This is a genomic window from Bdellovibrio reynosensis, assembly GCF_022814725.1.
GTDB lineage: Bacteria > Bdellovibrionota > Bdellovibrionia > Bdellovibrionales > Bdellovibrionaceae > Bdellovibrio > Bdellovibrio reynosensis.
Genome location: NZ_CP093442.1, coordinates 1567453 through 1581388, shown reverse-complemented (window position 1 = coordinate 1581388; position 13936 = coordinate 1567453). Strand labels below are relative to the sequence as shown.

The window sequence follows — 13936 nt, the reverse complement described above, 5'->3', positions numbered from 1 at the left end:
GGAAATTCCGATGAGTGCTCGACAAAGGGAACTCATCATGCGCAAAAATCATTCTATTCAGGTCAAACTTGCGACCCCCATCATCTTCATAGCAGTGATTGTCTTAGGATCCATGACTTTCTTCATGGCCAAGCAAAGCAATCAAATGGCGACGAATGATGCCACTGAAAAATTAGTGGCGATGGCACGAGGATCTTCAAACGAGCTTCGTCTTGAAGTTGAAAAAGGCCTTTCTGTAGCCAGAAATATTGCGCACACAGTAGAGTCCTTAAAAGAATCAGGCCACACCAACCGTCAGCACGTGGCTGAATCTATCCGCGATAGCTTAATAAAAAATAAATTTTTAGTGGGAACATGGACTGGTTGGGAACAAAACGCCTGGGATGGTAAAGATGGTGAATTCGCAAATTCATCCGGCCACGATGCTACGGGAAGATTTGTTCCTTACGCAAACTGGGAAGGCGGCAAGGCCTCTGTGACACCTTTAATTGGATACACCAATCCAGGTGAAGGTGATTACTATCTAGTTCCGAAAACGCGTTTAAAAGAAACGATGGTGGAACCTTATCTGTATCCGATCGATGGAGTACAGGTTCTTATGACTTCAGCTGCAGTACCTATAATGATGAACGGTAAGTTCGTGGGTGCAGCGGGGGTTGATTTACCGTTAAAAGAAATTCAAAAAAAAGTAGGGGCTATTCGTCCTTATAAAACGTCACAAGCCTATTTAGTGACGACAAGTGGGAACTACGTTTCTCATCCGGAAGAAAAACTCATCACAAAACCTGCGGACTTTCCGTTTGAAGCAGGGAAATTCAAAGATGCTATTTCCACGGGTAAAGAAGTTGTTATTTCTGGAGTGGATCCCGCTGATGGCGCTGAATATCTTTATGTTGTTTCGCCAATGATGTTGGGTGATACAGAGCAACCTTGGGCATTGATCGTTAAAACACCAACTAAAACGGTTTTAGCAGCTGCAACAGAAATGTTGTGGACTCAAATCATCATTGCCATCACGGGGATTTTAATTTTATTCGCAGCAGTTGTGCTGATCGCCAAGTACATTTCTAAATCAGTCAGTTCTTTGTCGGCGCAATTAAATTCTTCAAGCGAACAAGTAAGCTCTGCCATCAACCAGCTGACCATTGCTGGACAGTCCCTTTCATCTTCTTCAAGTGAATCTGCGGCTGCTTTGGAAGAAACTGTGGCAAGTCTTGAAGAAATGAGTTCGATGGTTAAGTTGAATTCTGACAACGCTAAGCAAGCGGCGACTTTGTCGTTAAGTTCTTCAGAACTAGCGGTGAATGGCGAAAAAGAGATGGAATCACTTATTAGTTCAATGAATGTTATCAGCAATACATCTAAGCAGATTGAAGAGATCATTAACGTAATCGATGATATCGCTTTCCAAACAAATCTTCTTGCTTTGAATGCTTCCGTCGAAGCAGCAAGAGCCGGAGACCACGGAAAGGGCTTTGCTGTAGTCGCTGAAGCAGTACGTTCTTTAGCGCACAGGTCCGCTTCTGCCGCGAAGGACATTTCAACCTTAATCACGGATTCTGTAGAGAAGATTGAAGATGGCGCTAAAAAATCTGCAAAATCTGGTGACATGCTTAAAGAGATCGTTAAATCAGTGAAAAAGGTTTCAGAGCTTAATAACGAGATTTCAATGGCCAGCGAAGAGCAAAGCACTGGTATTGCTCAAATCAGCAAGGCTATGAATCAGTTAGATCAAGCGGTGCAATCTAATGCGGCTTCGTCAGAAGAGATTGCTGGGACGGCAGAAGAAATTAACAGCCAAGCTAAGATTATGAACGGTGTCGTGGAAGAATTGAACCTTGTGGTGTATGGCGATGCTGTCCAACGGCAACAAGCCGAAGTCGTACCCCTTAACAGAGGATTTAAAACTTCGACGAAGGCTGCGTAGTATAGCGGTTGGGTTGAACCGGTCGTAGGAAGCAAAGGTTATGAATGGCCGCTGCTTCCTTCCACGCATGCGATGTCATCATGGTCCGTCTTAGGTACCAATAGACTTTCATTCTTTCATATAAATTTAAATCACAAAAACCTGTATCAATATAGCAGCCCACGTGGCTGTCCAGAGCTTCTTCCTGCATGCGTTCACAGGAAATCTGTCTGGATAATTCTTCTGCCCGTGTTTGCAGGCATTCGCGCACATCTTTCAGCCATACTTGGGTCTTTTGGGGGAATGCCGCCTGGTCGTCTAAAAACTTATTGCAGTAATGGTCGCCGAAATGAAGCCAGTAGCCATCTTTACCGCAGGGTTGCTTTTGTTCCATGCATTTATAAAACCCACAAGAGCGGGAACTGGGTTCGCAGGTATTCCCATAGGAAAAGCTTGAAATGAAAAAGCTAAAAAGAAGAATTAGACGAAGCATTGGAAGGTTTTAAACGAAAAGAGGGACTTTGTCAGTCCCTCGAAAAATAGGCCTTAATGGCGCGGTAGTTTTTTCACAAGTATTTAACTTTTGGCCGTTTCTTCATGCTCTTTTCTTTCTTGTTGCCAGCGAAACACGACAGAGGCTCCGGTAATAAACAGTGCAAAAACCATGATCTCTGTGACGTAGATAGAAGCATAGGGGGACAGGGTATTGAGCCATCGCTCAAAGGCCACAGCGAGCTTATAAAGAACAAATTCAAACGCCAACAATCGAATCGCCAGGACTGTATTGGCGTTTTTCCAAAATCTCCATAGATAGAATGTGATAATTAACGTCACGATGATTTGAAAAGCAACGACGCTAAGAAGACCGGTAAGTGAACCCATATTGACTCCTTATTTCTTTTTCTTTTCTGAAATATATTGTTGGATAGCTTCTTGAACCCGGCGTTCAACCTCAACCTTAATCTCTGCAGAGTTGCGGGTACTTTGGCGAATCTCATCACATTCCGATTTGTGATGTTGCACGACCATTTTTAAAGTTCTTAATCCAAGCTTACCTAAAACCAAAGCGACAGCGGTTGTTTTAGTGAAGACAGGTTCCGGCGCTAAAGCCATACAGATAGCAATTGTTTCCGTTGAATATTCAGTGACTTGTAAAAGTTGATCAGTGACCTCGAAAAATTCGCAAGCTCTTGGGGAAAGGGCCCATTGATTTTCGTTTATTTCCTGATCGCGCGCATAAGAAACAGCCAAGGCCAGTGTGTTTTCATCTAAGTTTTCAGCCATCATTTCTAGGTGGGCCGAGCTTACACTGTCACAACTTTCGACACCAACGACCTGAGCCGCTTGCGTGCGCATTGAAAAACAAATCACAAGGGTGAAAAAGATCACGGTTAATTTCATGGTTCCTCCTGCTACTGAAAGGACAAAGCAAGGGCGAAGCCAAGTTTAAAACCGGCTGGCGGCCAATATATAAGAGCTCCGGTCATGGGGCTCTTATATTAAGGATTTGATTCTAAGAAAATGGATGGTTTTATTAAAAGATAACAGAGTCGGGAAGACCCAATCGGGCGGCGATGATGCGCACGATTTCTGAAGCGTTTTCCTCTAGAGCACGTTCGGTGACGTTAAATACGGGCCAGCGGCGGTTCTGCTTAAAGATCTTTTCGGCGTATTCAATTTCTTTCGCGATGTGGGCCATAGAGGCATATTCACCACCAGGATCCTGTCCGAATTTTTCTAATCGGCTTTTGCGAATGCGCTGCAAAGAATCCATATCAATAATCAATCCCACAATGCGGCGCTGATCGATTTTGAATAATTCTTCGGGCAGTGGAGTATCAAGCACCATCGGCACGTTGGCGACTTTCCAGCCTTTATGACTTAAGAAAATCGAAAGAGGAGTTTTGCTGGTTCTAGAAATTCCTACTAAAACGATGTCTGCTTTATCTAGCTCTGCAAAAGTTTTTCCGTCGTCGTGTTTAACTGTGTATTCGATAGCTTCAATGCGTTTAAAGTATCTTTCATCCACAGCACGCAAAGCCCCGACATGGGCTTCAGAATGTTCACCAAAGAAAGTATCTAAAGTGTTTAATAAAGGTCCCAGTAAGTCGAAATAGGGAATGCCTTTGCCTGATGCTATCTCTCTGATTTTATTTCTTAACTGCGAGCTGGCAACCGTGTAGGCAAGCATACCGCGGCGTTCGAAGCATTCTTCGATCACGGCTTCTGCCTGGGCTTCTGTGCGCACGTTTTTACAACGAATGATATTAATTTCTTTCGTAGAGTACTGCACAAGGGCCGCACGAATCATCGTCGCTGCGGTTTCCCCGGTGGAATCTGAAACTATATAAATCGTGTAGGTTTTATTTTCACCGTCAGTCATTAGTCAGCAAATCCATTTATTAAAGCGCGACGCACGTTTTCGATATGTTCTTTTAACCACAAGTCGGCCATTTCAGAAAATAGGATAAATGCAAAATCAGGACTTACTTTGATTAGTAAACATTCAGCACGCTGGTTTGGATCCAATTGCAGCAGCTGAAGGCGGGCTAACATCGCTTTAGAGTCCGTTTTTAAAACAGCCATTAAATTCATTTCTGGAAGTTTCAAAGTAGGTTTGGTGTTGGTTTTAATTAGGTGACTGACACCTTTATGAAAGTAGGCTTGGGCTTTCCATAAGCCGTCGTTGTTTTCTAATAAAACTCCGCCATCAAAAAGCATCGCTAATCTTGAAAAAACGATGATAGCGCGATCAATGTGATCTTCAGGCAGGCCTTGTGAAATACCACGGACCAAAGATACATCACGGGAAGATTCAAATGGGGTTTGATCGCGCTCTTTTTCTTCGACCTTGTTATCAAAGTCATTTTCTAAGAACGACTCAAAACGCTTTTGTAACATTGTGATTTTTGAAATGAACGATTCAGATATCTTTTCCATGATTAACGCTCCGACAACGTAACAGACTCTGCTTCCTGCAAAGTTCTTTATTTATTGTCCCGAGGAACGCGGAGTTAATCAAGCACGACGGTTAGGTCAGAGGGACTCTGTTGGCCTTCGAAAACTTTTGGAATGTTCCCGGTACTTTGTCCAGGTGGCAGGAAAATACGCAGGCTTGGTGATTTTAATTTTTGCCAAATTTCTAATGCCTGATTGGTCCAAGTGTTCATATCACCTTGCCAAGGCAAAATAACAACCCACTTATTCGGTAGCAGTTGTTCACTTGAAATCATCAACGGTGCTGAAGTCTTTGCGCCTACCGCTGAAGTTTCAATTTCGGTTTCGGTAATAACCTTATTTAAAAATTCAGGGATCACAGCCGATTTATGCCGCGCAGATTTGCAGATTTGAAAATTCAGGTACCAGTCAAGGCGGGCGGTCCACTGCGACTTTTCCAAGTCAGGCACGATCCACAGGTCAGAACCGGGATTTAATGCGCTGGCTTGGGATAGTACGCTAATGGCCATTAGTAAGCCTTACCCACCTGATCCAAAAGTCCGTTAACAAAACTTGCTGAATCAGTAGTGCCGTATTTTTTCGCGATCTCAACAGCTTCGTTGATAGCGATGTTTTCTTTGATAGGTTCAGAAGCGAATTTCATTTCATAAACTGCGATACGCAAAATATTGCGATCGATGGTCGCCATGCGCTCCACTTTCCAGTGGGCACTTGAAGCTTGGATTTTAGCGTCGACTTTTTCTTTATTGCTTTGCACGCCTTGAACCAAGGTTTCTGCATAGCTGGTTACTTCAGCATCCAGACTTTGTTCAAAGACTTCTAGGAAAGTTTTAAAGCTGATTTGCGGGGCGAACTCAGTTTGAAATAAGATTTGGAGTGCGAGCTCGCGGGCTTGTCGTCTTGCTGTCAGTTTCATGGTTAGGCTTTTTCTCGCTTTCAACAAAGGTCATCGCTGTAAGGCTTAATTGTGGATTACTTGCATCCACAAAATCAAGCAGTTCAGCGTCTTCAAGAGTTTCAACGAACTCCTGAACATCTTTAAAGGTACGGTATACACTGGCAAAACGGATGTAGGCTACATCATCTAGCTGTTTTAGTTCTGCCATGACTTTTTTGCCAATAAGACGAGATGAAATTTCGCTTTCGCCACGATTAATGACCCAAGCTGAAATTCTTTCCACTACGGCATCAATTTGTCCCAAGCTGACCGGTCTTTTTTGGCAGGCCGCTTGAAGTCCTTTAAGGATTTTTTCTTTGCTGAAGGGTTCGCGACGGCCGTCTTTCTTGATGATGAAAGGGAAGGCCAACATGATGGTTTCCACTGTCGAAAAACGGGCTTTACACTCAAGGCATTCACGGCGGCGGCGGATGCTACCATCTTTCTGCACTCGAGTATCTAGAACTCGATCATCTGCATGTCCACAAAAGGGGCATTTCATAGTCTTTGGTCCCGTCTTAAAAGCTGTCCGGAGATTAGGGAGCAGTCGATTCGCAGTCAACTTATGTCAAGGTAAATAGCAATATGCGTCATAGGCTTACTTCCTTAACTAAAAGCTGGAAGAATAGAAGGAAGAATTGAGGTGCGTTGTGAAGACTTTTCTAGCTGTTGTTTTGCCCTTCTTTATTAGCTCCGTTGTTTCTGCCCAAACCGTAGGACGTGATGCAGCTGCTCGCTATTTTCAAAAACGTGATGTGGCGCAATCCCCATTTGGTGGTGCGTCTGCGGATCATTACCTAGCTTTGCACTTTGGAAAATACATGTCTTCGCAATCTTATGAGTGGGGTAAAAACGGGCAGGAAGATGATGTCGGAGGAAATAATTTCGGCGTCACGTACCGCATCGGTGAATGGTACAACTCGATGGATTTAAATCTGCGTATTGATTATGCGGAATTTGAAGTGGGTGATGAAAACAGCAGTAAGATTTCATTTGTACCGATGATTACTTTCCCAGATGCTTCCTCACGTTTTCCTCTTTATTTCGGCGCAGGCATTGGGCCGGGTGTGTTTTTTAAACAAGTCTCTGGCAAATCTTCTTTGTCGTTGGACTATCAGTTGATTGCGGGTGCACGCTTTTTCAATATCTTTGAAAACACTGGCTTCTTCATTGAAGCTGGTTTAAAAAACCACCTTTTGCTGCTTTCTTCGGGGCAGCTTAACGGAACCTTCTTAGCCTTTGGCTTGGTATTTACATTTTGAAAATACATAGACATATCGTAGAACAGATTATTCAGGCTCTTGATGAAATTTTTGAACAAGGGCAGTACTCCGACAAGGTGATTGAACGTCACATGAAAGCCAACCGTCGTTGGGGCGCTAGGGACCGCAAATTCTTTGCTGAAACTGTTTACGAAATTGTGCGCTGGGAAAGGCTTCTTGCTCACCTTGCTGACGACAACGACTTCTGGAAAATTTGGGGAGCTTACTGGCTTCGTCAAGGTAACGAACTTCCTGACTGGGAAGAGTTAGAAGGGTTGTCTGAAAAATCAGTTCAAGCCCGCGCCAAAGATCTTCCTTCTTTCGCGGTCGCGCAATCCATTCCTGATTGGATGTACGAACGTGGCATTCAAGAACTTGGCGAAGATTTTAAAGAGATCGTTCGTGCGTTAAATAAGCCCGCGGAAGTTTTTTTGCGCACGAATACTTTAAAAACGACTCCTGATGAGTTGATCAAGGCCTTGGCCAAAGAAGAAATCCAAGCAACAAAAGTTTCTGCAGATTTACCTGACGCTTTAAAACTGACGGTTCGTAAAAACGTATTTATCACAGAGCCTTTCAAAAAAGGTTGGTTTGAAGTTCAAGATGCGGCTTCACAAGTGGTGGCGCCGCTATTGGGTGTTGAACCAGGCCATCGTGTGATTGATGCGTGCGCTGGTGCTGGTGGTAAAAGTTTGCACATGGCTTCGCTTATGAAGAACAAAGGAAAAATTATTTCTTTGGATATTCACGAGTGGAAATTAAAAGAATTAAAAACCAGAGCAGCCCGTGACGGTGTCGATGTGATCGAAACCCGCGTGATTGATAATACCAAAGTGATTAAGCGTTTAGAAGAAACAGCGGACCGCGTGTTGTTAGACGTGCCTTGTTCTGGAATGGGCGTTCTTCGTCGTAATCCAGATACAAAATGGAAGCTGACTAACGATGAAATTTCTCGTCTGCATCAGTTGCAGTACGAAATTCTGACTAGCTATTGCACGATGACTAAAAAGGGCGGGCGCTTGGTTTATGCAACTTGCAGCTTGCTTCCAAGCGAGAATGAAAAACAGGTTGAAAGATTCCTAGCTGAACACGGAGCCAACTGGACTTTGTTAAAACAGGTTCACCTTCGTCCAGATAAAGAAGGCTTTGACGGTTTTTACGCAGCCCTTTTAGAACGACGTTAGTCTAAATCCCAGAGCAAGACCTGCAATCTTTGTGACCTTCTTCCGATAGGAAAAGTGTGAAGAAGGTAGTCGCTTTAGTTCTTATTTTGTTTAGCGTGAAAGCCCAAGCAGGAATGTTGCTTGAGGTGGGTGCTACCTATTTGTCTGACAGTTTGAAAACTCCGACATCAACGGCGTCTTCGGGATATTTTTGGAATTTAGGTGTGCTTTTCACCTATAACAAAAACGTGTGGGGCGGTTGGAATTTCTCTGGCATCTCGACAACTGCGACGGGAACTTCAACTGATACATTTACGACATTGGATACCGGTCCTTACTTGAAATGGACGTTCGGCAAAAACAATGTTTTCAATTTGGCGGGAGTATATAATTTAAAAAGCTCTGCCACCTACAGTGATGGGACTACGAACGAAACTTGGTCAGGCACAAGTCTATGGCTTCAGTTTGGTGTGGCTCCTGAAATCAAAGATGATCTTCGCGTTGGGGCCTCTTTCAATTATTACATGGCCACATATACAAAAAAGGTCGTTTCAAGCACAGAATCCACAACTTCGAACTCAAAAACGTGGATTTTCCCAATGATTACTGTTTCTAAATCTTGGTAGTCTGCGTTAATCGCTAAAGATATTAGCAACCTCGCTTTTTTATTTGAAACACGAAATTCCGGCTGATAGAAAACTCCGCAACAAATAAGGGGGTCCATAATGATTCGTTCTCTAATGGCAATGGCATTGACACTAGGAATGGCATCTTCAGCTTTCGCGGTTGATAAGGCATATTTCGAAATTAAAAAAGTAACTGTGACTGACGTTACTGAGCAATACGCTCAACAATTCAAAGCGACGACAAACTCTGTTAATGGTCTTAACGAAGATTGCAACACAGGAGCTGATTTCGTAGCTAGAACATCTTCTGAAACTTCTGTTCTTGATGCTGCAAATCCGTTGAACGTTGTTGAATTGATCGTAGATCAAATCATCAATATCGGTAAAAAAATCTTCGCTGTGATCCAAGCGGGTCGCCCGGTTGTTAACTTGAAATTAGATTCTGCAAACGCACTTCCAAAAGGTTTGACTTGCTGGTCTGATCTTTCTGGTTGGAACGTTCCAAATTCTAAAGTTTACAACGTGGTATACGAAAACGGTTTCGGTATGTCTGTTGTAGATTACTCTTACCGTGTTATTTACACTGCAGGCGGTTCAGCTGACGGTGTTGGTAAATACATCACAAACGCAACTTTCCTTCCAGCGAACGTATCTGTAGCTTGGGGCTTCACGTTTGATGCTAAAGCTGAAATTCCATCTGTATTCAACACAGGTTCTAAAAAAGATCCTGTAGCTGGTATGGTTATGAACATGGAATGGAAAGTAACTTCTGCAGTTGCTCATGAGCAATCTACAGAGTCCTACTTCGTAAGTGGCGACAACTCACTAAAACAACTTCAATAAGCTGGGAGCTGTGAAAAAGGCCCCGCTGACTGCGTTGTCGGCCTTTTTTCTTCTCTCCGACGTGGCGCTGCCACGCCTCCGTTTCGGAAAAAAACCTCCGCCTTGCATCGGGACCTTTTTGACAGCTCCTGTTTTGCCAGGCTCGGGGATAAAAAAAGGATCGACATTGAGTCGATCCTTTTTTTTTTGCTCGTCGGCTTTGCCGCCTCGGAAGTGCCTGCTTGCGGCGGGCTCGTGCCCTTGCCCTTCGGGCTGACGCGAAAAAATGCCTTCCTGGCATTTTTTGCTTTTTTGGGTCTACGGCGCGTTACCGATGCGGTGGTGTTAGAAGAAAATTTTTAGGCCGCTTTTGATTCCGGTTCTATCTGTGGTGGTTGTATCAGTTGCTGCGGGTAGTTTTGTCTTTTCTTGTTCTTTGTACCACGTTCCGAAAATTCTGAAGGCGTTGAAGTCGATGAAGACTCCGGCTTCGCTTTGGCTTCCTTCTATGTTTCCTAAGCTTTCAGTGTCTATTGGTAGGTAATGGCGGTATTTGCCGTCTATTCCGAAATATTTAGTCAGATATACTTGCAGGCTTACTTGGCCGAATTGTTGGGTTCTGCGGCCGCTGGTGTCGTTATCGTGGGCTCTTTGGCCGTAGTGGATGGTAAAGGCGGTATTTTGGATTGAATCTCCAAGTAAACGGATATTTAGCATTCCGTTGACGTCGTTATAGCCCTCGTCACCGTTATTTTCGTATTCTGCCGTGATCCCGACGAACTGGGCATAGGCAGAAAACTCACTAAAGAATGTCGAATAGGATTCGCTCGTGGCGCCGCCTTCGACTTCGGATTTGTAGTTCTTTAACGCCCCACTAATTGAAAATTCAAAAGGGGAGGGCGAGTTCATCGACAGCCACATGTCCATCATGCGGTTGCGCTCTTTCATTTCTAACCATTCCCCGAGGGACCAGCGGCCCTTTTCGCGGTCAGCAGCGCGTTTTGTAAGATCCAAGTCGATGCCCCAGCGGCGAGTTTTTTGCGCGTAGGACAGAGATGAAAACACCATAATGCAGAGTAGAACTAAAGATGAAAACCTAGACATGTATCCATTTTCTCGCTTTTATTGTGCAAGGTCTAAGAATTCCCACGTTGATACAAGTTAACGTCTCAAAGAAGGATACGTTGTGGTTCATGATTTTGATCCGTTTGCGCTAAGAATCTCCGGCAATTTTGGTATTCGTTGGTATGGTTTGTCCTACATGGTGGGATTTATCTGTGCTTATCTGATCATCAAATGGCTTGCGCGCCGACAAAGAGCCGGTCTTTCTCCGAACATGGTTGGTGATTTTATCACTTACTGCGCGATCGGAACTTTGGTAGGTGGCCGCTTAGGTTATGTGCTTTTCTACGGACCAGATCTTTTCTTAAAATTTAAATCAGAATTTCCTTTCTGGGGCTTGTTAGCAGTGAACGAAGGCGGGATGGCGAGCCACGGTGGAATCATCGGTATCGTTGTTGCCTGCTTGTTGTTTGCCCGTAAATACTCTGTAAATTCACTTTACCTTTTAGACCTAGTCGCTTCCGTGGGACCTTTGGGAGTTTTCTTTGGTCGTATCGCGAACTTCATCAACGGTGAACTTGTGGGTCGTCCTGCTCCAGCAGATTTCCCGTTCCCTGTGAAGTTTCCGCAAGATATTTTTTCTTGGCCAAGCCAGGGGGCGGAAAAATTAGCGGAACTTGCTCCTGTTGTAGAAAAAGTAGGATTCACCCGTGAACAGTGGTTAGAACTTACGGATAAATTCCGTTTTGATCCTGCAGCCCGGGATCAAGTTTACGGCGTTTTAAATAAGATTGTTGAAAGCATTCAAGAAGGAAATACAGCAGCCAAAGAAGCCATCGCGCCATTGTTGATTGCCCGTTATCCGTCGCAATTGATTGCTGGTTTGCTGGAAGGTTTATTCTGCTTTATCGTGCTTTTCTTCCTTTGGAGAAGACCGCGTAAGCCAGGATTTATCGCGGCTTGCTTCGTGATTTTATACGCAACAGTGCGTGTGATTAATGAAGAGTTCAGAATGCCCGATGCCCATATCGGTTTCCAATGGTTGGGCTTAACACGTGGTCAGTGGTTAAGTGCAGCGATGTTTGTTATCGGCATTATCTTGATGGTTGTTTGGACAAGAGCTTCGTCTTTGACTATTCCTGGATGGGGGCGTGGTCATTCAATCAAGCTGAATCGCAAGTAATCCGGGTCGGTGAAAAGCAGCCAGCTGACTGCGTTGTCGGCAGCCTGCCTTCACTCCAACGTACCCTACGGGTACGCCTCCGTTGCGGCAAACTACCTCCGCCTTGCATCTGACTACTTTTGACCGACCCTTGTTCTCGGTAGGGGGAATAAAAAAACGCAGAGCTTCGCCTGCGTTTTTTTATTTTAGATATGTTGATATTTAATTTTTAAATTCAAAAGACTTCAATGCTTCGCGGGTGATTTCGGATTGGTCGCCGGTTGCGAAGTTTTTAATTGTGACAGTTTTGTTTTTTACTTCGTTGCCGCCTAAGATTAGCGCGTAGTTTGCGTTCATCTTGTTGGCTTTTTGCATTTTTTTGCCCATTTTGCCGCTTAAGAAGTTTTCGGCTTTGATTCCGCGTGAACGGATTTCGTGGGCGACCTTAACGCTTTCTTCTTCGCCGTCGTCGTCAGCGCCTATGATGGCAACTAACACTTCATTTTTAATTGCTAACTCTTTTGGTGTTAAGTCAGCTAAGCGGTCAATGCCCGCAGCCCAGCCAACACCTGGAGTTTTTGGTCCGCCCATCATTTCGATCAAACCGTCGTAACGGCCGCCAGCTAGCACTGTGCCTTGCGCGCCTAGTTTTGCTGTCGTGAATTCAAAAACAGTGTGGCAGTAGTAATCTAGGCCACGCACCAAGTGATCATTCACTTTGTACGGGATTCCTAGTTTTTCGATGCCTGCTAAAACTTTGGCGAAAAAGTTTTTGGAATTTTCATTCAAGTGATCTTGTAAAGACGGAGCGTTGGCATTGAGCTTTTTATCGCCCTCATCTTTAGAATCTAAAATTCTTAGCGGATTTTTTTCTAATCTAGTTTTGCTATCAGCAGAAAGCTGATCCTGGTGTGCGGTAAAGTACTGCACTAAAGCATTTCTGTAAGCAGCTCTGCTTTCAGCGTCTCCAAGGGTGTTAATTTCTAAAGTGCAGTCAGCAGAAATGCCGATTTTCTTTAAAAGATCCCACGCTAAAGAAATGCATTCTACGTCAGCTAGGGGGCTGTCATAACCTAAACACTCTGCGCCCAATTGGTAAAATTGACGATATCGTCCTTTTTGTGGTCGCTCATATCGAAACATAGGTCCAGAGTAATAATATTTTAATGGCAGATTTTGACTTAAGCCTTCAGAGATAAATGCGCGCGCGACACCCGCTGTTCCTTCGGGTCTCAAAGTGAGTTTCTCTCCGCTGCGATCTGTAAAATCATAAGTCTCTTTACTGACAACATCGCTGGTTTCGCCAAGAGTGCGGTGAAATACTTCAGAAAATTCAAAAATCGGAGTTTCAATTTCGCCGAAACCGTACAACAAAGCGGCATCATAGGCTGAATCTTCGACAAAACGGAAAACAAGACTGTCCTCGGGAAGAAGGTCTCTGGTGCCACGAACTCTTTGAATTTTGCTGCTCATATTAGGCCTCGTATTTACGCTAAGGATTCTCTTATATCAGAGGCGCCGACGGGGCGCAAAGCTATTGCATATTTAGGTCAGAATGGTCTTTAATAATAGAATATGAAAAAGTGGGTTTTAGCGGGTATTTTTATATTAGCGGTTGTCACGGGGGCAGTGATTTATCACGGCATTGGTGGCGGTTCTGCTAATTTAAACGGGGTGGAAGTCGATTGGCGCCTTTTGGGCGAGATGGATTATATCTCAGGAACAGGTTCTTCAGAGCTGACCTCTTTAAACGGGAAGGCCGTTAAAATCCCTGGCTTCATGGTGCCATTAGAGGATGATCAAAAAGATGTGATTGAGTTTTTATTGGTTCCAAGTCCTCAGGCATGCATTCACGTTCCTGCGCCTCCACCAAATCAAATGGTGTATGTTAAAATGAAGCGCGGAACGGAAGTAGCCGTAGGGCCGATTTGGGTATATGGTACTTTGAATCTAGTTACTAAAAAATCAATGTACGGCGATGCCTCGTTTGAGCTCGTTGGGGAAGCTGTTGAACCGTACAAATAACTGAGGAGGTCCT

The 13936-nt window shown here is 44.2% G+C and carries 17 protein-coding genes; 7 read left to right on the top strand and 10 right to left on the bottom strand.

The window, feature by feature from the left end:
* Positions 1 to 37 precede the first annotated feature (37 nt).
* Entirely contained in the window at positions 38 to 1927 is a 1890-nt protein-coding gene (locus MNR06_RS07340; RefSeq protein WP_243540568.1) for a methyl-accepting chemotaxis protein, read from the top strand.
* Here the strand turns inward: MNR06_RS07340 and MNR06_RS07335 are convergent.
* The 8 genes from MNR06_RS07335 to nrdR form a co-directional block, all read right to left on the bottom strand.
* Positions 1902 to 2300: a hypothetical protein gene (locus MNR06_RS07335; RefSeq protein WP_243540567.1), complete on the bottom strand. Its 399-nt coding sequence runs from the start codon at positions 2298 to 2300 to the stop codon at positions 1902 to 1904. The two genes, MNR06_RS07340 and MNR06_RS07335, sit on opposite strands and share 26 nt — an antisense overlap.
* Before the next feature lie 182 nt (positions 2301 to 2482).
* The gene (locus MNR06_RS07330) at positions 2483 to 2788 is read right to left on the bottom strand and encodes a hypothetical protein (RefSeq protein ID WP_243540566.1); all 306 of its coding nucleotides are present in this window, start codon (positions 2786 to 2788) and stop codon (positions 2483 to 2485) included.
* A gap of 9 nt (positions 2789 to 2797) precedes the next feature.
* A complete protein-coding gene (locus tag MNR06_RS07325; RefSeq protein WP_243540565.1) occupies positions 2798 to 3307 on the bottom strand; it encodes a hypothetical protein in 510 nt (169 codons plus the stop codon).
* 133 nt (positions 3308 to 3440) lie between these two features.
* Positions 3441 to 4289 carry a pyruvate, water dikinase regulatory protein gene (locus MNR06_RS07320; RefSeq protein WP_243540564.1) on the bottom strand — a complete coding sequence of 283 codons (849 nt, stop codon included), beginning with the start codon at positions 4287 to 4289 and terminating at the stop codon, positions 3441 to 3443.
* Positions 4289 to 4846, bottom strand: a complete 558-nt coding sequence (locus tag MNR06_RS07315; RefSeq protein ID WP_243540563.1) for a GTP cyclohydrolase — start codon at positions 4844 to 4846, stop codon at positions 4289 to 4291. The genes MNR06_RS07320 and MNR06_RS07315 overlap by 1 nt, the downstream gene beginning before the upstream one ends.
* Positions 4847 to 4920: 74 nt before the next feature.
* Positions 4921 to 5373 (bottom strand): hypothetical protein, encoded by a 453-nt coding sequence (locus tag MNR06_RS07310; RefSeq protein WP_243540561.1) that lies wholly within the window; start codon positions 5371 to 5373, stop codon positions 4921 to 4923.
* Entirely contained in the window at positions 5373 to 5780 is a 408-nt protein-coding gene (nusB, locus tag MNR06_RS07305) for a transcription antitermination factor NusB (RefSeq protein WP_243540560.1), read from the bottom strand. The genes MNR06_RS07310 and nusB overlap by 1 nt, the downstream gene beginning before the upstream one ends.
* Complete coding sequence (gene nrdR / locus MNR06_RS07300; RefSeq protein WP_243540559.1) at positions 5719 to 6303, bottom strand: transcriptional regulator NrdR; 585 nt, start codon at positions 6301 to 6303, stop codon at positions 5719 to 5721. The genes nusB and nrdR overlap by 62 nt, the downstream gene beginning before the upstream one ends.
* 148 nt (positions 6304 to 6451) lie before the next feature.
* Here nrdR and MNR06_RS07295 point away from each other — a divergent pair, with 148 nt between their 5' ends.
* The 4 genes from MNR06_RS07295 (at position 6452) to MNR06_RS07280 (ending at position 9695) form a co-directional block, all read left to right on the top strand.
* Entirely contained in the window at positions 6452 to 7063 is a 612-nt protein-coding gene (locus MNR06_RS07295) for a hypothetical protein (protein WP_243540558.1), read from the top strand.
* Positions 7060 to 8247 (top strand): RsmB/NOP family class I SAM-dependent RNA methyltransferase, encoded by a 1188-nt coding sequence (locus MNR06_RS07290; RefSeq protein WP_243540557.1) that lies wholly within the window; start codon positions 7060 to 7062, stop codon positions 8245 to 8247. The genes MNR06_RS07295 and MNR06_RS07290 overlap by 4 nt, the downstream gene beginning before the upstream one ends.
* A gap of 56 nt (positions 8248 to 8303) precedes the next feature.
* Entirely contained in the window at positions 8304 to 8852 is a 549-nt protein-coding gene (locus tag MNR06_RS07285; RefSeq protein ID WP_243540556.1) for an outer membrane beta-barrel protein, read from the top strand.
* Positions 8853 to 8951: 99 nt separating this feature from the next.
* Complete coding sequence (locus MNR06_RS07280) at positions 8952 to 9695, top strand: hypothetical protein (protein ID WP_243540555.1); 744 nt, start codon at positions 8952 to 8954, stop codon at positions 9693 to 9695.
* 324 nt (positions 9696 to 10019) lie between these two features.
* Here the strand turns inward: MNR06_RS07280 and MNR06_RS07275 are convergent, their stop codons facing one another.
* Positions 10020 to 10778: a hypothetical protein gene (locus MNR06_RS07275; RefSeq protein ID WP_243540554.1), complete on the bottom strand. Its 759-nt coding sequence runs from the start codon at positions 10776 to 10778 to the stop codon at positions 10020 to 10022.
* An 82-nt stretch (positions 10779 to 10860) separates the two neighbouring features.
* Here MNR06_RS07275 and lgt point away from each other — a divergent pair, with 82 nt between their 5' ends.
* The gene (gene lgt / locus MNR06_RS07270) at positions 10861 to 11919 is read left to right on the top strand and encodes a prolipoprotein diacylglyceryl transferase (RefSeq protein WP_243540552.1); all 1059 of its coding nucleotides are present in this window, start codon (positions 10861 to 10863) and stop codon (positions 11917 to 11919) included.
* Between the two features lie 201 nt (positions 11920 to 12120).
* Here lgt and hisS read toward each other — a convergent pair whose 3' ends face one another.
* The gene (gene hisS, locus MNR06_RS07265) at positions 12121 to 13371 is read right to left on the bottom strand and encodes a histidine--tRNA ligase (RefSeq protein WP_243540551.1); all 1251 of its coding nucleotides are present in this window, start codon (positions 13369 to 13371) and stop codon (positions 12121 to 12123) included.
* A gap of 102 nt (positions 13372 to 13473) precedes the next feature.
* Between hisS and MNR06_RS07260 the strand changes: the two genes are divergently transcribed.
* Entirely contained in the window at positions 13474 to 13923 is a 450-nt protein-coding gene (locus MNR06_RS07260; RefSeq protein ID WP_243540550.1) for a DUF3299 domain-containing protein, read from the top strand.
* Positions 13924 to 13936: the final 13 nt, after the last annotated feature.